This is a genomic window from Cryobacterium sp. MLB-32 (assembly GCF_000738085.1).
Lineage (GTDB): Bacteria > Actinomycetota > Actinomycetes > Actinomycetales > Microbacteriaceae > Cryobacterium.
The window spans coordinates 1-16,116 of record NZ_JPRS01000155.1; the positions used below are offsets into that span (position 1 = coordinate 1).

Consider the following 16,116-nt stretch of genomic DNA (forward strand, 5'->3'; position numbering starts at 1 on the left):
AGGTTCGTTTCATCCTCGTGGGGGTTGCCATCATGCTGATCGTGATCTTCAGACCGCAAGGCATCTTCGGAAACAAGAAGGAGTTGGCCTTTGTCCAGTAACGTGAATTCCGACATTCCGAACGTTCCCGTGGTTCCGGTCGTTCCCACGGCAAAGCCGATCAAGAGCGTCGACCTGCACATCGGGGAGGCGGAGCCCGGCTGCAAGAAGCGGGATCCCATCCTGATCGTCGACAAAGTGAGCCGCACATTCGGCGGGCTGACCGCCGTCGACGTGGACCACATCGAGATCCCCCGCAACGCCATCACGGCGCTCATCGGGCCAAACGGGGCCGGAAAGACCACCCTGTTCAACCTGCTCACCGGATTCGACAAGCCGGACACGGGCAAGTGGACGTTCGACGGCAAGCCGCTCGCCGGGGTGCCCGCCTATCGCGTGGCGCGTCTCGGTCAGATCCGCACGTTCCAGCTCACCAAGGCCCTCGGCCTGCTGACAGTCATGGACAACATGCTGCTCGGGGCCAAGGGCCAGATCGGCGAGAACCTGATCCGTGCCCTTTTCCCGTTCCTGTGGCGTAAACAGGAGACCGAGAACGAGGCCAAGGCAATCGATCTGCTGACGCGATTCAAACTTGACGCCAAGAAAGACGACTACGCGGCCAGCCTGTCCGGAGGCCAGCGCAAGCTGCTGGAGATGGCACGCGCTTTGATGAGCGATCCGACCCTCGTCATGCTCGACGAGCCGATGGCGGGGGTCAACCCGGCGCTCACCCAGTCACTGCTGGACCATGTGCTCGGCCTCAAGGCGCAGGGAATGACCGTACTGTTCGTGGAGCACGACATGCACATGGTGCGTCACATCGCCGACTGGGTGATCGTGATGGCCGAGGGCAAGGTGGTCGCCGAGGGCGACCCGCACGAGGTCATGCGCAACCCGGCCGTGATCGACGCGTATCTCGGCCAGCACCACGATGAAGACCTCGGCGAAGATCCCTCCGACGAGACCCAGCACGTTGCAGCGATCAAGGAGTTGCTCGATGACGAACGCTAGCCCCCTCGCCGAGCCGGTTGCAGTTCCCACCCGGGAGGCCGTCGTCGAGGTGAAGAACGTCACCGCCGGGTACGTCACCGGAGTGAATATTCTCAACTCATGCTCCCTCACCGCCTATGACGGCGAGCTGATCGGGATCATCGGCCCGAACGGCGCCGGCAAGTCGACCCTTCTCAAGTCGATCTTCGGCCAGGTAAAGGTGCGCGACGGTGAGATCCTGCTGCGCGGTAAGAACATCACGAATCTCAAGGCCAACAAGCTGGTCGCCCAGGGTGTTGGTTTCGTTCCGCAGAACAACAATGTGTTCCCCACCCTGACCATTCGGGAGAACCTCGAGATGGGAATCTTCCAGAATCCCAAGGGCCTCACGGAACGCCTCACGTTCGTCACCGACATCTTCCCCGAACTCGGCAAGCGGATGTCTCAGCGCGCCGGCTCGCTCTCGGGCGGAGAACGGCAGATGGTCGCCATGAGCCGCGCGCTCATGATGGGTCCGCACGTGCTGCTGCTTGACGAGCCGTCTGCCGGCCTCTCCCCGGTTCGTCAGGACGAGGCTTTTCTCCGGGTGAAGGAGATCAACAAGGCCGGCGTGACCACGATCATGGTGGAGCAGAACGCCCGTCGGTGCCTGCAGATCTGCGACCGCGGCTACGTGCTCGATCAGGGCCGGGACGCGTACACGGGCACCGGACGCGAGCTGCTCAACGACCCCAAGGTGATCGGTCTGTATCTCGGCACCCTCGGACAGGACTAGCTCGACCCGAACCACCTGGCGGCGCCCGAGACACAGTCTCGGGCGCCGCTTCTGTGTGCCGGTCCCGGCGCGGACACTGGAGAATGTCTCCCCAGACCTCGATCTCGACACGCTTGTACCTCGCGCCTGGACCAACGGGCCCTCCGCTGGTCGAGGCGCGACGAAGGAGCGCTTGGATCGAGCGTGTCGAGATCGAGACCCCGCAGGTCGAGGCGCGACGCAGGAGCGCTTGGATCGAGCGTGTCGAGATCGAGACCCCGCAGGTCGATCTTCCGACCCGGCCGTCCACGGCCCCCCTGCGGCCCGAAGCGCCCCGAGCCACCGAGCATCCCCACGGGCACGCAGAAGGGCCCCGGCGAGTGCCGGGGCCCTTCCTGGTGCGGGTGGTGCTAGTTGATGCGCGAGTACGTGTTATCCGCGTTGTACTGGTACACGCCGATGGTTGCCTCGGTCGGGTCGCCGTGCTCGTCAAACGTGACCGGTCCCGAGAAACCGTCGTAGTTGATCTGCTCACCCTTGGCGAGGGCGTCCGCGCCGGCTGCGAAGTCCTGCTTCACCGTGGTGCCGTCGCCGGTTCCGCCGGATACCTGGCGCAGGAAGTCGGCGATCGACTGGCCTGACGTGTCGTTGGCCGCGTAGGCCGCGAGCGCGATCAGCATGACGGCGTCATAGGACTCTGCCGCGTAGCTGAAGTCCTTGAGGTTCGGGTCGACCTCGAGGAGTCGTGTCGTGAAGTCACCGAGGGTGGTGACATCGAGGCCGGGCAGGGTGCCCTTGGAACCTTCGACGAGACCGGCGGAGAAGTCCGCGCTGTAGTCGGACAGGTTACCGTCGACAAAGTAGAGCTTGTCGCCCGGGAAGCCGCCGCCTACGAGTGCGGGAACGATGACCTTCGCCTGGTCGAACGTGATCAGAGCGATCGCCTCGGGGTTCTGCGCCGTGACCTCAGCGATCTGCGAGGCGAAGTTGGACTCTCCCTCGTTGAACAGTGAGGTGGCAACGACCTTGCCGCCCGAGCTCTCGAACGTCTTGGTGACGGTTTCGGCGAGGCCGGTTCCGTAGGCGTCGTTGAGCACGATCAGGCCGAGCGTGGCGACACCGTCGTTGGCGATCTGGGTGCCGAGCACCTCGCCCTGCAGGATGTCAGACGGGGCGGTGCGGAAGTACAGGCCCTTGTCGGGGTAGTTGGTGAACTCTGCCGAGGTGTTGGCCGGGGAGAACTGCACGACGCCGGCGCCGGTGATCTTGTCGATCACGGTCTTGGACACTCCAGAGGAGGCCGCTCCGACGATCGCGCTGACGTTCTGCGAGAGAAGGTCGGTCACGGACGTGGTGGCGGTATCGGTGGTGGTGTCACCCGAGTCACGCTTGACGACCTCGACCTGCATACCCAGGTTCGCGGCGTTGATGTCATTCACGGCCAACTGCACACCGGCTTCTTCGGGCGGGCCGAGGAAGGCAAGGCCACCACTCTGCGGAAGCAGCGTGCCGATCTTGAGGGTGAGGTCACGGGTGCCGGCGGTGACCGGCTTGGCGTCGCCGCTCGCAGCGGGAGTGGCGGCATCGGTGGACGTGGTGCCGGCGCCTGAGGCGCATCCGGTGAGCAGCAATGCGCTCACGCCGACCATGGCAATACCGGTGAAAACGGCACGAACTGAGCGGGAGGCAGATGCCTTCGCGAAAACGCTCATGTTGCTCCTTGGGAATAGGAAAAGGCGTACAAATGGCAGACGGGTGACTGCCGTTATGACACCCTAAACACCCGGAGGCACTTCACGCGTGAAATGCAGGTTACAACCGTGTAAAGCGACCAAATCGTTACGATTGACTGCCGGTGATTCCTTGGTATTCGATGTGCTGCCCTTCGCTGAGCGCCAGCAGGCATTCGCCCCATGACGTACAGACCGTCGGTCCCTGCCGCACGGTGACCCACCCCGTTTCGATCGAGCCCGCCCCGTCGTCTCCCGTGACCATCGCGGCGAGCGCGGTGGCAATCACCCCGTCGTACGCCTCCGCGCCGCCGGCCGTGTCGGTGAGCCCCGGATCGGCCATTCTGAGCCGCTGGGCGAAGTCCTCACCCGCCGCGAGCGGGGTTCCGCCGTTCACGAGCTCGTTGAGCGGCAACAGGGCGGCCGGAGCGACGGACGCCGGCACCTCCGGCCGCACAGCGCTGCCGGCGTCCCACAACACGGCATCGACGGCACGGGCCGTGAGGTCGGCCAGGGCGGCCGGCTCGTCGCCGGCGGAATTGCGATGGATGAGCTGGATGGGCTGCCCCAACACTCCTCCCTGGGAATCGATCTCCCGGGCCGCCACCTGCGAGCCGGCCACCTGGGCGGCTCCGCTCGCCGCCGTGTCACCGGTCATCGGAAACATGGTGCCGATGCGCAGCAGTCCATCACCGGTGGGCGCAGGGAGAGCCGTGCTCGAGGGAGTCGCAGACGGTTTGACCGGCATGGGCTCCGAACACCCGGTGAGACCCAGCAGCAGGGCTCCGGTCGCGATCACCACGACCGGGACCACCCGCGAGCGAGCGGCTCGAGGCCGCACCGAGCCGGACGGTGCGAAACGAGTCACGGCGGGGCGGAACAGGACGGGGCGGAAGAGTGCGGGGCGCAACATGGAATCCTCTCGGGGCGTGCACACACGCAGGCGTGTGCTCAGTCCGAGGGTATCTACGGATCAGGCCGGTTCGAGGGACGCTCGCCGGGGAGCCCGGCCGGATGCGATCATGTCGACGGTCAGCATGATCAGGGCCACCCACACGAGGGCAAAGCCTGCCCAGCGTTCCGGGGGCATCGGCTCGTTCAAAACGAACACCCCCACGAGGAATTGCATCACGGGTGCGAGAAACTGAATGAGTCCCAGAACGGTGAGCGGAAGCCGCCGCGCGGCCGCGGCAAACAACAGAAGCGGCACTGCCGTGACCACGCCCGCGGCCAGCAGGCCCATGGTGTGCAGGGGCGACACCGTGCCGAACGTGAGCCCGGAGAATCCGGCCACCACGACGAGCTGGATGATCGCCACGGGCGCGAGCCAGGCGGTTTCGAGCGTCAGGCCGGTGACGGCATCCACGCTGCTCCCCACGCGTTTCTTGATCAGACCGTAGAAGCCGAAGGAGAAGGCCAGCACCAGGGAGAGCCAGGGCAGGGTTCCATAACCGATCGTCAGCACAACGACGGCCAGGATGCTGATGCCAACGGCGATCCACTGGATGCGGCGCAGACGCTCCCGCAGCACGAGCACGCCGAGGAACACCGTGACGATCGGGTTGATGAAGTAGCCGAGGGCAGCCTCGACGACGTGACCGGTCATGGCCGCGTATACGTAGGTTTGCCAATTCACGAAGATGAGCACACCGGCCAGTCCCATGATGAGCATCACCCGCCGCTGACGGAGAACCCCGAACAGCAGCGACCATTTGCGCGTCACGGTGATGATCAGGGCGCAGAAGACGAGCGAGAACAGCACCCGCCAGGCCACTACCTCGAACGGTCCGGTCGGTGCCAACAGCAAGAAGTAGAGCGGAAGGATGCCCCAGAGCCCGTAGGCGAGGAAGCCGAAGATCAGCCCCTGGCGGCTCTCGTGGCGGGCGGCCAGCGTCGCTGAACCGGTCTGAGTGGGAGCGGCATCCGTCATGAGGGTCCTTGCTGAAGAGGGGCACAACCACAAAAGAAAACTCCCGAATGGCCAGGCCATTCGGGAGTCAACTCACGTGCGGGGTCGCACTAAATGTACGCCGTCTTAGCGGACAACGACCGCGAGTACGTCGCGCGCGGAGAGAACCAGAAGGTCATCGCCACCGAACTTGACCTCGGTTCCGCCGTACTTGGAGTAGAGAACCTTGTCGCCGACGGCGATGTCGAGGGGAACGCGGTTGCCCTTGTCGTCGATGCGGCCGGGGCCGACTGCAACAACTTCGCCCTCCTGGGGCTTTTCCTTGGCGGTGTCAGGAATGACGAGCCCTGAAGCGGTCGTCTGCTCAGCGTCGACCTGCTTGATGACGATGCGATCCTCGAGCGGCTTGATGGAGACCGACACGGTTGACCTCTTTCTTTACGAAGATATGGGTTAGCAGACTCACAACGAGAGTGCTAAATCGAGCTTAGGGCCCTTCTGGCACTCACGCAACGTGAGTGCCAGACCCGGGCGGGATTGGTAGGTTTATTCAATGGAACGCACCGAGCTCGTCGAGCTGCTTTCGCCCGAGGGCCTCCGCCTGCTCGACTCCCTTCCGCCGTACGACACGATCGATGTTCTCAAGACGGTCAGTGACCTGCGCAAGGCCGGCCACGCCCCCGGTCTCGTGGCCGCGGCCCTGAGCCAGGCTCGGCTGCGCGCCAAGGCCCTGCCGAAGTTCGGCGAGTTCGCCAGCCGCATGCTGTTCACCGAGGCCGGACTCGAACAGGCCACCCGCCTGCGCGTGGCTGCCCTGCACGCCGGCCGATTCGCCGCTCTCGGCGGGAAGCCACGGGTCGTCGATCTGGGCTGCGGCATCGGTGGCGACGCCATGGCCATGGCCGCGATCGACCTCGACGTGACCGCAGTCGACGCCGACGAGGTCACCGCCACCGTCGCCAGCTACAACCTCGCGCCGTTCCCGCAAGCGAGTGTGCGGCACTCCGACGCCGAGAAGGTCAACCTCGACGAGTTCGATGCCGCCTGGCTCGACCCGGCACGCCGCACGAGCGGGCACAGCAACACGTCCCGCCTCACCCGACCGGAAGATTACTCCCCCTCCCTCGATTGGGCCTTCGGCCTGAGCGAGCGGATGCCCATCGGCGTGAAACTCGGTCCGGGTCACGACCGTGATCAGATCCCGCAGGACGCAGAGGCACAGTGGGTATCGGTTGATGGCCAGCTCGTGGAAATGGGGCTGTGGTTCGGCGCGCTCGCACGTGCGGGCATCCGTCGGTCGGCGCTCCTGCTCACACCGAACGGCGTCGCGGAGCTCACGGCTGCCGCCGACAGCGAGGACGCCCCCGTGGGCGAGCTGGGAACGTACGTGTACGAGCCGGACGGCGCCATCATTCGCGCGCGGCTGATCGGAGATCTCGCACGCACGCTCGACGCCGAGATGCTCAGCGAGGGAATTGCGTACCTGACTGCGCCGACGCTCGTGAAGACACCGTTCGCGAGCGCGTTCCGGGTACTCGAGGTGCTCCCCGTGGACGAGAAGAAGTTGCGCATCGCGCTGCAGGAACGCCACATCGGTACGCTCGAGATCAAGAAACGAGGCGTGGACGTGGATCCGGCTACCCTGCGCACGCGCTTGAAACTCAAGGGGTCAGAATCGGCGACGCTCGTGCTCACCCGGGTGGCCGGCCACCGGGTGGCCCTGCTGGTGGAGCGCGTGCGCTGAACCTGAACGGCACCGCACCTGAACGACAGCGCCCCTGAACAACAGCTGCCTGCCTGCTCGTTGCCTAGACCAGGATCGTCTGTGTGACGTAGATGAACCAGCCCACGCCGAGCGCCACGCCCGCGAGACCGGCCACGAGGCCACTCGCCCAGAGGGCCATGGCACGGTGCTCCGTGTTGCGTGCGACGACGGCCAGGATCACGCCCGCGAGCGACAGGACGATGCCCCAGACACCGAAAATACCGACCAGCAGGCCGAGGCCGCCGCAGACCAGCGACGCGACCGAGATGCGCCGCCTGGTCGTCAACGTGTGCACCTCGGCATCCGTGTAGACGTACGGCACCCATTCCGTGGGCGCCGTAATGGTGGACTCCCACGCCAGCTGACCGTCGGAACGGCGCGGCGGCGAGTCGAACCGGAACGCGTCAGTGGTCGCTTCCGCGTCGCGGTGTGCTCCACTCATGGCGATCCTCCGGTGTGACGAGAGGGTGCCGGTCGGCACCCTCTCGGTGTTGCGTAACTCAGTGATACTGGTTCGGCAAATCCTAGTAGTTGTAGCCGCTGGTGTTGGCCGTGGCGAACAGAATCGCGTAAAGAAGGAAGCTCAGCAGCATGAGTGCCAGCGCCACGAAGCCGGTGATGATTCCGGTGAGCCAGAAACCGCGGGCGGCCGGCTCACGCTTTTTACCCATGAATCCGAGCACCACGCCGGCTGCCGGAAAGAACAGCCCGAGGAAGCCGCCGACGAACGGGATGAAGGCGATGGGAGCGCCGACCAGCCCGATAACGCCCGCGATCATGGCGAAGATGCTCAACATCGGCTGCTTCTTGGCCGGGGCGCCAGCGTACGGGGTGGCCTGGTACGGGTTCGCCGGAGCGCCGTACGCGGGGGGCGGCGGGGTGGGTGCACCGTATGCCGGCGGCGGCGTGGGAGCGCCGTAGGCGGGCGGCGGGGTGGCCGCGCTCGGAGCGGGTGGTGCCGGAGGCGCCGGCGGTGGGCTGACGGGAGGCACCGAGGGTGTCTCGGGAGCAGACGGCACGTCCGGAACGTCGGGGACCTGCGGGTTCTGGGGATCACTCATGGAGTTCGTTCCTTTCCAGTGTGTACGGATACAGCGTGTGCATGGCTAGAAGTTGCCGTACGGGTTGTAATTCGGGTTGGTGGCGAGGATCGACAGGAAGACGAAAAAGAGGATGATCGCAATGATCCCGGAGACCAGGCCGATGTAGCCGAGCACCAGACCGGCGATCGCGAAGCCACGTCCTCGTTCCCCCGTTTTCTTGATCTGTGACAGCGCGATGTGCCCGCAGATGACGGCGGCCAGCGAGACGACGAAGGCGCTTACAAACGACACGATGGACAGCACATTGAAGGGCGGCGGTGCGGTCGGCTGGCCGTCGGAGCCCTGGCCGTCGGACAGCTGGCCGGGTGCCGCAGGCGCGGCATAGATCGGTGCCGGCTGGGCCTGATACGTGGGGACAACCACAGGCGGCACGGACGGCACCACCGCGGGTGTCGAGTCATTCGGTGGTTGTGACGGCGGAGTGTTTCCGGTGGGATCAGACATGTGAGGACTCCTCAGGCAAAACAACGGGCGGGCTCTGCCCCAGAATATCCCGTCCCGGAGAAAATAGCTTGGTGAGGGCGTATTTCATGCCTGGATCTGCGACACCGGGAGAGTGGAATCTGCCCCGAAATCCAGCGAAGACGGCTCGTGTCCGGTCATGATCAGCTGCGCGCCGAGCGCGGCGATCATGGCGCCGTTGTCTGTGCACAGGGAGAGGGGCGGGATGCGCAGGGCGATGCCGGCGGCATCCGTTCGTTCGATCGCCACCTGGCGCAGCCGGGCGTTGGCGATCACTCCGCCCCCGAGCAGCAGTCGCGGCACGCCGTAGTCGACGCAGGCCGCCACGGCCTTGGTGAGCAGGGTGTCGACGACCGCCTCGCGAAAGCTGGCCGCGACGTCGTTCACCGGTATCGGCTCACCGGCGTCTTCACGCTGTTCGACCCAGCGGGCAACAGAGGTCTTGAGCCCGGAGAACGAGAAGTCGTAGCGGTGCTTCTCCATGTCTTTCTGCTTGCTCAGTCCGCGGGGAAAGCGGATGGCGGTGGCGTCGCCGGTGAGCGCCGCCGCGTCGATGCGTGGGCCGCCGGGATACAGCATGCCGAGCACGCGGGCCACCTTGTCGAAGGCCTCCCCCGCCGCGTCGTCGATGGTCTCACCGAGCAGTTCGACGTCGCTCGTGAGGTTGCGCACCAGCAGCAGCGAGGTGTGGCCGCCCGAGACGAGCAGGGCGATCGTCGGGTATTCCAGCGGCTCCTCGTCGGAGTGCGCGCCGGTGCGCAGCAGGTCGGCGCCCACGTGGCCGACGAGGTGGTTGACCGCGTAGATGGGCTTGTCGAGGGCGAGCGCAAGGGCCTTCGCGGCTCCGACGCCCACCATGAGCGCACCCGAGAGGCCGGGACCGCAGGTCACGGCGATCGCATCGAGGTCCTCCAGACGGATGCCGGCCTCGGCAACGGCCGCGTTGATCGCCGGAACAAGCTCGTCGAGGTGTGCCCGCGCGGCGACCTCGGGCACAACGCCGCCGTAGCGGGCGTGCTCCTCCATCGAACTGGCGATCGTGTTGGAGAGCAGCCGAGTGCCGCGCACGATACCGATGCCGGTTTCGTCGCAGGACGTTTCGATGCCCAGAACGAGCGGCTCGGTGCGGTTCATGTCAGCTTTCATCGGTCGCGCTCGTGTCTTCGGCGGCGAGGGTAGCCTCGGGCGTGGGGATGTTCAGGCGCATCACGACGGCGTCGACGTTGTCGGGCTGATAGTAGCCCTTGCGTACACCGAGATCCTCGAATCCGAGGGACCGGTACAGCCCCTGGGCCGAGGGATTGTCGGCGCGCACCTCGAGGAACACCTGCCGGGCGCCGCGAGTCCGAGCCTCGTTGATCAGGGAGAGCATGAGGGTGCGACCGAGCCCTCGGCCGCGAGCCGACTCGGCGACGCCGATGGTCTGGATATCGCTCTCCGGCGCGCCACGCGGCGAGAGCAGCCCGGCGTAGGCTCGATGCGGTCGGGCCGGTCGGGTGGGAATGCCACGAGGTAGTAACAGGCCGGATCGGCCACGTCACGGGCCATCATCTCGCTCGACCAGGCGTCGTTCTCGAAGATGCTGGTTTCGAGCGCCATGATGGCCTCAAGGTCGGCCACGGTGGCTCGGCGCAGCTGCCAGGTCACTCAGCTCACCCGCTTGCGGCCGGTGGGCAGAGTCACGTCCGGGGAGCGCAGATAGAGCGGCGAGTCGGCCGCGAACGAGCGACCGTAGGCGAATGACAACTCGGCGACCATGCCGAGGTCTCCCGCGGAGATGCTCACGCCGTCGGCGTGCGTCCAATCGGCGTGCGTCCAGTCGGGTTCGCGCAGGGCGACAGACTGCGCAAGGTCGGCGGGCTTGGCGAGGCCGGGCGCGCCGATGCGGTTGGGGAGGCCATGGGCATCCGCGTCGCTGTAGGCCGACCAGTACACCTCGCGTCGGCGAGCATCGGTGACCACGAGGAGCGGGCCCACGTGGCCGTCGCGATAGCGTCCGAAAGCGATCGCGTCGTGGCTGACCACGGGCACGAGGGGCGCGCCGGCGCCGAGCGCGAACACGCGCGCGGCGGCGATGCCCACACGCAGGCCGGTGAAGGGGCCGGGGCCCATGCCGCCGACAACGCCGGAGAGGTCGCCCACCGCGACATCCGCTTCAGCAAGGCATTCCCGGATGAGGCGGCCGATCACCTCGGCGTGCCGCATGGTGTCGGCCTCGAGGCGTTCGCTGATCACGCCACGGTCGCGGTCCACGACGGCCACGCTCGTGCCGGCGGAGGTATCAATGGCGAGAAGCACCCGATAAGCCTATACGGGCGTACTGCCGGACGGGCGCGCGCCCGCGGCCTTGTGCTGGGCGCGCAGCGCCTTCACCGCGAGCTGCGCCGCGGCCACGACGAGCAGCGCAGCGAAGAGGATGCTCGATACCCGCGGCGTCATGATCAGCGCGAGGGCGACACCGGGAATGGATGCCGCAACGGCGGCGACCCCCACGACCGCGCCCGCGCGCAGGTCGACGAGTCCGCCGCGGAGGTTGGCGATAGTGCCGACGACGCCGGTGGGAATGAGCACGAGCAGCGACGTGCCCTTGGCGACGAGGTCGCTGATGCCGAAGATGGCCACGAGCGCCGGCACCGCGATCACGCCGCCGCCGATGCCGAACAGGCCGGACGCGATGCCCATGATCAACCCGAGCGCGATGTACCCGAAGAACACCAGCGGGCTCAGTTCGAGCTGGTCGCCACGCACGGGTTCCAGCAACACCATGCGCACGGCCACGAGCAGCATGAGGGCGATGAACATCCACCGCAACCAGACGAGCGGAATGCGGCGCAGCAGCACGGCGCCGATGATGGCGCCCACGACGCGCCGGCCGCGATGATGCCGGCGGCCAGGAGGTCGATCTCGTCATTCACAAAATAGGCAATCGAGCCCACGAGTGCGGTAGGGATGATGGCCACGAGGGACGTGGCTGCGGCACGGCGCTGATCCATGTGCACGAAGCTGATCAGGAGCGGCACCATGATGATGCCGCCGCCCACACCGAAGGCCCCGGAGAGCAGCCCCCCGATGAGACCGATGATGACGAGGCTGATCCAGTAGCGCGCGCCCTTCGGCGTCGTGGTCACCTCCACGTGCCGGCTCCGCAACAGGGAAGTGCAGCAAGGTGCATGTCGGTAGCCATGGCATCAGCCTAAAGGCACAAGCATCGCGCGCCCGACGCATAACTCCTGCACATCGCGGTGGCCTATGCCTCACTTCCGCGCGATTCCGCGGTCCCATTCTGACCGAGCCAGAATCTGCAGGAGTTATGCCTGGGGATGAGCGGGCGGCAGGGCAGGGCGGGGCAGGGCAGGTCAGGGAACGTTCGGCCAGGCGTCGGGTGACCAGCGGGGGCCATGGGCGGTGATGGTGACCGTGCGCGGTTCGTCGGCGTCGAGGTCGGCGTCGGCGGCGACATCCGCCGTCGAGGCGCCGGTCGGGCGTTCGATCTCGATGTCGAGCCAGGAGTCCGTGATGCCGTCGAGCATGCCGCGACCCCATTCCACCACCACGATGGAATGCGCGAAGTCGATGTCGAGGTCGTCGAGTTCCATCGCGCCGGAGAGCCGGTAGGCGTCCACGTGCACGAGTGACGCCCCGTCCACGGTGCTCGGATGCGTACGGGCCAGCACGAAGGTGGGGCTCGTCACCGCGCCGCGCACGTGCAACCCCTCGCCGAGGCCGCGCGTCAGGGTGGTCTTGCCGGCGCCGAGCGGGCCCGTGAGCACCACGAGGTCGCCCGTGCGCAGCCGCGCGGCGAGCTGCATTCCGAACTCGTGCATGGCCTGGGAATCGGCGACGATGCTACGCATTGATGTGCCTGCGCGGTACGCGCCGCCCGATGCGGGTGACGATGTCGTAGTTGATGGTCTGTGCCGCGAGCGCCCAGTCGGAGGCGCTGGGCACCCCGGTGCTCGGGTCGCCGAAAAGCACGACGTCGTCGCCCACCGTCACCTCGGCCTGACCCACACTGACCACGAACTGGTCCATGGCGATTCTGCCGACGACCGGATGCGTGTCGTCGCGCAGACCTACTCGGGCCAACCCGGAGGCCTGCCGCGGAATCCCGTCGGCGTAGCCCAGCGGCACGAGGGCCAGGGTCGAGTCGACCGGCGCGCGCCAGAGGTGGTCATAGGACACGCCCGCGCCCGCCGCCACGCGCCGCACTGCTGCCACCCGCCCGCGCAGAGTCATGGCCGGTATGAGTCCGAGCTGGGCCGACGACTCGTCGTCGAACGGGCTCAGCCCGTAGACGGCGATACCGAGGCGCACCATCGAATACCGGGCTGCCGGCAGACGCAGCGCCGCAGCCGAGGCCGCAAGGTGCACGAGCGCGGGCGTCAGCCCCGCGCGTCGGGCAGCCTCAAGGCCGCGTTCGAATCTCTCGAGAGACTCGGCGTCATCATCGGCAGAGGCGTTGGAGAGATGGCTGAAGATTCCACGCACCGATAGACGCCCGGCGCGCTCGTGCTCGGCGGCCAGGGCCATCACCTCTGCCCAGTCGCACTCCGGTATGCCGTTCCGGCTCAGGCCGGTATCCAGCTTGAGATGCACCGCCGCGGTCAGGCCCAGCTCGAGGGCGGCATCCGCGGCCTGCTGCAGTTGACGGGCGGAAGAAATGCCCAGGTCGACGTCGTCGGACACGGCCGAGTGAAAATCGGCATCCGGGTCGTGCAGCCAGGCCAGGATCGGTGCCGAGATTCCGGCGTCGCGCAGCTCGAGGGCCTCCTCGATGTCGGCGACACCAAGCCAGTCGGCCCCGCCCTGCAGCGCCGCGACGGCGACCGGCACGGCACCGTGGCCGTAACCATTGGCCTTGACGACGGCCATCACGTGCGGCGTGCCGACGAGTGCGCTCAGATGACGCACGTTCGAGCGGATGGCCTCGAGGTCGATGACCGCCTCGCGGAAGCCGCTCACGAGTCTCCTTCCACCACGACGAAGGCGCAGGCGACGCCCGCATCATGGGTCATGGTGACGTGCAGCGAGGTGATACCGCGAAACGCCATCACGGATCTCAGTGATTCATGCAAGACGAAGAACGGGTTGCCATGGGAGTCGGACGCGATTTCCAGCTCCTGCCAGGTCGTTCCTGCGCTGTCGCCGAGCGCCTTGATCAGGGCTTCCTTGGCCGCGAACCGCGCGGCCAGAGAATGCACCGACAGGGCGCGCTCGCCCTCGGCGAAGAGCCGCGGGATGAGTCCGGGGGTTCGCTCGACCTGGCGCGTGAAGCGCGCCAGGTCGACGATGTCGACTCCGATTCCCCGGATCATCCGCTGCCTCTTCGACTTTCGGTGTTCGCTTACTCGACCGTGACCGATTTGGCGAGATTGCGCGGCTGGTCCACGTCGAGCCCCTTGGCGATGGCCAGTTCCATGGCGAACATCTGCAGCGGAACCACCGCAAGGAGCGGCTCGAACAACGGGCCGGCGAGCGGGATGTGGATCACGGTATCCGCGAACGGCAGCACCGCGGCGTCACCGACCTCGGCGATTGCGATGATGCGGGCACCTCGCGCCCGGATCTCCTGAATGTTGGAGACAACCTTCGGGTGCAGGTGCGCGGACCCTCGCGGGCTCGGAACCACAACGAAAACGGGCTGGCCCGGCTCGATCAACGCGATCGGGCCGTGCTTGAGTTCTCCGGCGGCGAAGCCTTCCGCGTGGATGTAGGCGAGCTCCTTGAGCTTGAGCGCACCCTCGAGCGCGATCGGGAAGCCCACGTGACGCCCGAGGAACAACACCGCGCGAGTGTCGGACATGTACCGCGCGAGCTGCCGCACGGAATCCTCGACGAGGAGGGTCGTCGCGATCTTCTCGGGGATCGACTGCAGTTCCTCGACCTGCTGGAGCTGCTCGGCATCGCTGAGCGTGCCGCGCACGCGGGCGAGGTGCAGCGCGAAGAGATACAGCGCCGAGATCTGGGCGACGAACGCCTTGGTGGATGCCACGGCAACCTCGGGGCCGGCGTGCGTGTAGATCACAGCGTCCGATTCACGCGGGATGGTGGCGCCCTGGGTGTTGCAGATCGAGATCGCCTTGGCGCCGAGCGACATGGCGTATTTCACGGCCATCAGTGTGTCCATGGTCTCGCCGGACTGGCTGATGGAGATCACCAGGGTGTCGCTGCTCAACACCGGGTCTCGGTAGCGGAACTCGTGGCTCAGTTCCACATCAACAGGAACCTGTGCCCACTTCTCGATGGCGTACTTCGCGGTCTGGCCGGCGTAGGCCGCCGTTCCGCAGGCGACAATGACGATGCGCCGGATGCCGGCGAGCACGTCGTCGCCGAAGGCCGTCAGCTCCGGAACCTCGACGTGGCCTTCGTGGATGCGGCCCAAGAGTGTATTGGCGACGGCGGCGGGCTGCTCGGAAACTTCCTTTGCCATGAAGCTGGACCAGCCGCCCTTGTCGGACGCCGAGGCATCCCAGGCGATGTCGAACTCTTCGGCTTCGACGCTGACGCCCTCGAAGTCGGTCACGGTCACGGCATCCGCGGTGATGGTCACGATCTGGTCCTGCCCGATGGCCACGGCCCGACGCGTGTACTCAACAAATGCGGCGACGTCTGAGCCGAGGAAGTTCTCGCCGTCGCCGAGGCCGATCACGAGCGGGGAGTTGCGGCGGGCGCCCACGACCACGCCGGGCTGGTCCGCGTGAACGGCGAGCAGCGTGAAGGCACCGTCGAGGCGGTTCACGATGGCCCGGAAGGCCTGGCCCAGGTCGCCGACGCGCTGGTACTCGCGGCCGAGGAGAACGGCGGCGACCTCGGTGTCGGTTTCACTCAGGAAGGTGTATCCCTCGGCGAGAAGTTCGTCGCGCAGCGGCGCGAAATTCTCGATAATTCCGTTGTGGATGAGGGCGAGCTTGCCGTTGTCACCGAGGTGCGGGTGGGCGTTCTCGTCGGTGGGGCCGCCGTGGGTTGCCCACCGGGTGTGCCCGATTCCGGTTGCGCCGTCCGTGATCGGGTGCGCAGCGAGCTCGTCGGCAAGCACCTTGAGCTTGCCGGCGCGCTTCACCGTGGTGAGCGTACCGTCATCATCAATGACCGCGATTCCGGCCGAGTCATACCCCCGATACTCGAGTCTGCGCAGTCCGCCCATGAGGACCTCAACGCTTTTGCTGTTACCGACATAACCTACGATTCCGCACATGGCCTTGATTTTAGTCGGACTAAGCTTGGTGGAATGTCCGATCCGATGTTCAGCGCGCGCAACAACGGCCACGGTACCCCCTTCGTGGAGCTGGATAGGGCAGACTGGGCGGCCCTCGCACCGACAACTCGTCTTCCCCTGAAAGAGACTGAACTCATTCAGCTGAGAG

At 66.5% G+C, this 16,116-nt stretch carries 19 protein-coding genes and 1 pseudogene; 3 read left to right on the forward strand and 17 right to left on the reverse strand.

All coding sequences use genetic code 11. From position 1 onward, the window contains the following. The first annotated feature begins 129 nt into the window (after positions 1–129). The gene (locus tag JF66_RS13915; RefSeq protein WP_035879086.1) at positions 130–1,050 is read left to right on the forward strand and encodes an ABC transporter ATP-binding protein; all 921 of its coding nucleotides are present in this window, start codon (positions 130–132) and stop codon (positions 1,048–1,050) included. Continuing rightward, on the forward strand, positions 1,037–1,804 hold the full coding sequence (locus JF66_RS13920) for an ABC transporter ATP-binding protein (protein WP_035879074.1): 768 nt from the start codon (positions 1,037–1,039) through the stop codon (positions 1,802–1,804). The genes JF66_RS13915 and JF66_RS13920 overlap by 14 nt, the downstream gene beginning before the upstream one ends. 389 nt (positions 1,805–2,193) lie before the next feature. Here JF66_RS13920 and JF66_RS13925 read toward each other — a convergent pair whose 3' ends face one another. The 4 genes from JF66_RS13925 to groES all read right to left on the reverse strand — a co-directional run bounded on the left by JF66_RS13925 (position 2,194) and on the right by groES (position 5,845). Continuing rightward, complete coding sequence (locus JF66_RS13925) at positions 2,194–3,495, reverse strand: ABC transporter substrate-binding protein (protein WP_035879075.1); 1,302 nt, start codon at positions 3,493–3,495, stop codon at positions 2,194–2,196. 127 nt (positions 3,496–3,622) lie between these two features. After that, positions 3,623–4,426: an ABC transporter substrate-binding protein gene (locus JF66_RS13930; protein ID WP_035879076.1), complete on the reverse strand. Its 804-nt coding sequence runs from the start codon at positions 4,424–4,426 to the stop codon at positions 3,623–3,625. A gap of 60 nt (positions 4,427–4,486) precedes the next feature. After that, positions 4,487–5,443: an EamA family transporter RarD gene (gene rarD / locus JF66_RS13935; RefSeq protein WP_051973548.1), complete on the reverse strand. Its 957-nt coding sequence runs from the start codon at positions 5,441–5,443 to the stop codon at positions 4,487–4,489. Between the two features lie 105 nt (positions 5,444–5,548). Further along, a complete protein-coding gene (gene groES, locus JF66_RS13940; protein ID WP_035840685.1) occupies positions 5,549–5,845 on the reverse strand; it encodes a co-chaperone GroES in 297 nt (98 codons plus the stop codon). Between the two features lie 130 nt (positions 5,846–5,975). Here groES and JF66_RS13945 point away from each other — a divergent pair, with 130 nt between their 5' ends. Beyond that, the gene (locus tag JF66_RS13945) at positions 5,976–7,166 is read left to right on the forward strand and encodes an SAM-dependent methyltransferase (RefSeq protein ID WP_035879077.1); all 1,191 of its coding nucleotides are present in this window, start codon (positions 5,976–5,978) and stop codon (positions 7,164–7,166) included. 64 nt (positions 7,167–7,230) lie between these two features. Here JF66_RS13945 and JF66_RS13950 read toward each other — a convergent pair whose 3' ends face one another. From JF66_RS13950 to glmS, 13 genes and pseudogenes are all read right to left on the reverse strand, one after another. Continuing rightward, positions 7,231–7,629, reverse strand: coding sequence for a hypothetical protein (locus tag JF66_RS13950; protein ID WP_035879078.1), 399 nt, complete (start codon positions 7,627–7,629; stop codon positions 7,231–7,233). An 82-nt stretch (positions 7,630–7,711) separates the two neighbouring features. Next, complete coding sequence (locus tag JF66_RS23700; RefSeq protein WP_035879079.1) at positions 7,712–8,248, reverse strand: hypothetical protein; 537 nt, start codon at positions 8,246–8,248, stop codon at positions 7,712–7,714. Between the two features lie 45 nt (positions 8,249–8,293). Further along, complete coding sequence (locus tag JF66_RS21815; RefSeq protein ID WP_051973549.1) at positions 8,294–8,734, reverse strand: DUF4190 domain-containing protein; 441 nt, start codon at positions 8,732–8,734, stop codon at positions 8,294–8,296. A gap of 84 nt (positions 8,735–8,818) precedes the next feature. Beyond that, positions 8,819–9,886: a tRNA (adenosine(37)-N6)-threonylcarbamoyltransferase complex transferase subunit TsaD gene (gene tsaD, locus JF66_RS13965; protein ID WP_035879080.1), complete on the reverse strand. Its 1,068-nt coding sequence runs from the start codon at positions 9,884–9,886 to the stop codon at positions 8,819–8,821. 1 nt (position 9,887) lies between these two features. Next, the gene (locus JF66_RS13970) at positions 9,888–10,214 is read right to left on the reverse strand and encodes a GNAT family N-acetyltransferase (protein WP_369798028.1); all 327 of its coding nucleotides are present in this window, start codon (positions 10,212–10,214) and stop codon (positions 9,888–9,890) included. Then, positions 10,112–10,399: a hypothetical protein gene (locus JF66_RS25355; protein ID WP_369798027.1), complete on the reverse strand. Its 288-nt coding sequence runs from the start codon at positions 10,397–10,399 to the stop codon at positions 10,112–10,114. The genes JF66_RS13970 and JF66_RS25355 overlap by 103 nt, the downstream gene beginning before the upstream one ends. Continuing rightward, a complete protein-coding gene (gene tsaB / locus JF66_RS13975; RefSeq protein ID WP_035879081.1) occupies positions 10,400–11,050 on the reverse strand; it encodes a tRNA (adenosine(37)-N6)-threonylcarbamoyltransferase complex dimerization subunit type 1 TsaB in 651 nt (216 codons plus the stop codon). A gap of 9 nt (positions 11,051–11,059) precedes the next feature. Next, positions 11,060–11,614: a sulfite exporter TauE/SafE family protein gene (locus tag JF66_RS13980; RefSeq protein WP_051973550.1), complete on the reverse strand. Its 555-nt coding sequence runs from the start codon at positions 11,612–11,614 to the stop codon at positions 11,060–11,062. 14 nt (positions 11,615–11,628) lie between these two features. Continuing rightward, positions 11,629–11,901: pseudogene (locus JF66_RS25360) on the reverse strand (sulfite exporter TauE/SafE family protein); the annotation flags it as partial. Between the two features lie 207 nt (positions 11,902–12,108). Further along, the gene (gene tsaE / locus JF66_RS13985; RefSeq protein WP_035879082.1) at positions 12,109–12,606 is read right to left on the reverse strand and encodes a tRNA (adenosine(37)-N6)-threonylcarbamoyltransferase complex ATPase subunit type 1 TsaE; all 498 of its coding nucleotides are present in this window, start codon (positions 12,604–12,606) and stop codon (positions 12,109–12,111) included. Further along, a complete protein-coding gene (gene alr / locus JF66_RS13990) occupies positions 12,599–13,714 on the reverse strand; it encodes an alanine racemase (RefSeq protein ID WP_035879083.1) in 1,116 nt (371 codons plus the stop codon). The genes tsaE and alr overlap by 8 nt, the downstream gene beginning before the upstream one ends. Next, positions 13,711–14,067 (reverse strand): holo-ACP synthase, encoded by a 357-nt coding sequence (locus JF66_RS13995; protein WP_035879084.1) that lies wholly within the window; start codon positions 14,065–14,067, stop codon positions 13,711–13,713. Before JF66_RS13995 ends, alr begins: the two co-directional genes overlap by 4 nt. Positions 14,068–14,096: 29 nt before the next feature. Next, positions 14,097–15,947, reverse strand: a complete 1,851-nt coding sequence (gene glmS, locus JF66_RS14000; RefSeq protein WP_035879085.1) for a glutamine--fructose-6-phosphate transaminase (isomerizing) — start codon at positions 15,945–15,947, stop codon at positions 14,097–14,099. Positions 15,948–16,116 lie beyond the last annotated feature (169 nt).

Excerpts from the sequence above, each read along its gene's own strand:
- JF66_RS13945 (WP_035879077.1), top strand. The coding sequence starts at position 5,976 with ATGGAACGCACCGAGCTCGTCGAGCTGCTTTCGCCCGAGGGCCTCCGC.
- rarD (WP_051973548.1), bottom strand. The coding sequence starts at position 5,443 with ATGACGGATGCCGCTCCCACTCAGACCGGTTCAGCGACGCTGGCCGCC.
- JF66_RS13925 (WP_035879075.1), bottom strand. The coding sequence starts at position 3,495 with ATGAGCGTTTTCGCGAAGGCATCTGCCTCCCGCTCAGTTCGTGCCGTT.
- JF66_RS13930 (WP_035879076.1), bottom strand. The coding sequence starts at position 4,426 with ATGTTGCGCCCCGCACTCTTCCGCCCCGTCCTGTTCCGCCCCGCCGTG.
- JF66_RS13995 (WP_035879084.1), bottom strand. The coding sequence starts at position 14,067 with ATGATCCGGGGAATCGGAGTCGACATCGTCGACCTGGCGCGCTTCACG.
- tsaD (WP_035879080.1), bottom strand. The coding sequence starts at position 9,886 with ATGAACCGCACCGAGCCGCTCGTTCTGGGCATCGAAACGTCCTGCGAC.
- JF66_RS13950 (WP_035879078.1), bottom strand. The coding sequence starts at position 7,629 with ATGAGTGGAGCACACCGCGACGCGGAAGCGACCACTGACGCGTTCCGG.
- tsaE (WP_035879082.1), bottom strand. The coding sequence starts at position 12,606 with ATGCGTAGCATCGTCGCCGATTCCCAGGCCATGCACGAGTTCGGAATG.
- JF66_RS21815 (WP_051973549.1), bottom strand. The coding sequence starts at position 8,734 with ATGTCTGATCCCACCGGAAACACTCCGCCGTCACAACCACCGAATGAC.
- JF66_RS23700 (WP_035879079.1), bottom strand. The coding sequence starts at position 8,248 with ATGAGTGATCCCCAGAACCCGCAGGTCCCCGACGTTCCGGACGTGCCG.
- JF66_RS13920 (WP_035879074.1), top strand. The coding sequence starts at position 1,037 with ATGACGAACGCTAGCCCCCTCGCCGAGCCGGTTGCAGTTCCCACCCGG.
- glmS (WP_035879085.1), bottom strand. The coding sequence starts at position 15,947 with ATGTGCGGAATCGTAGGTTATGTCGGTAACAGCAAAAGCGTTGAGGTC.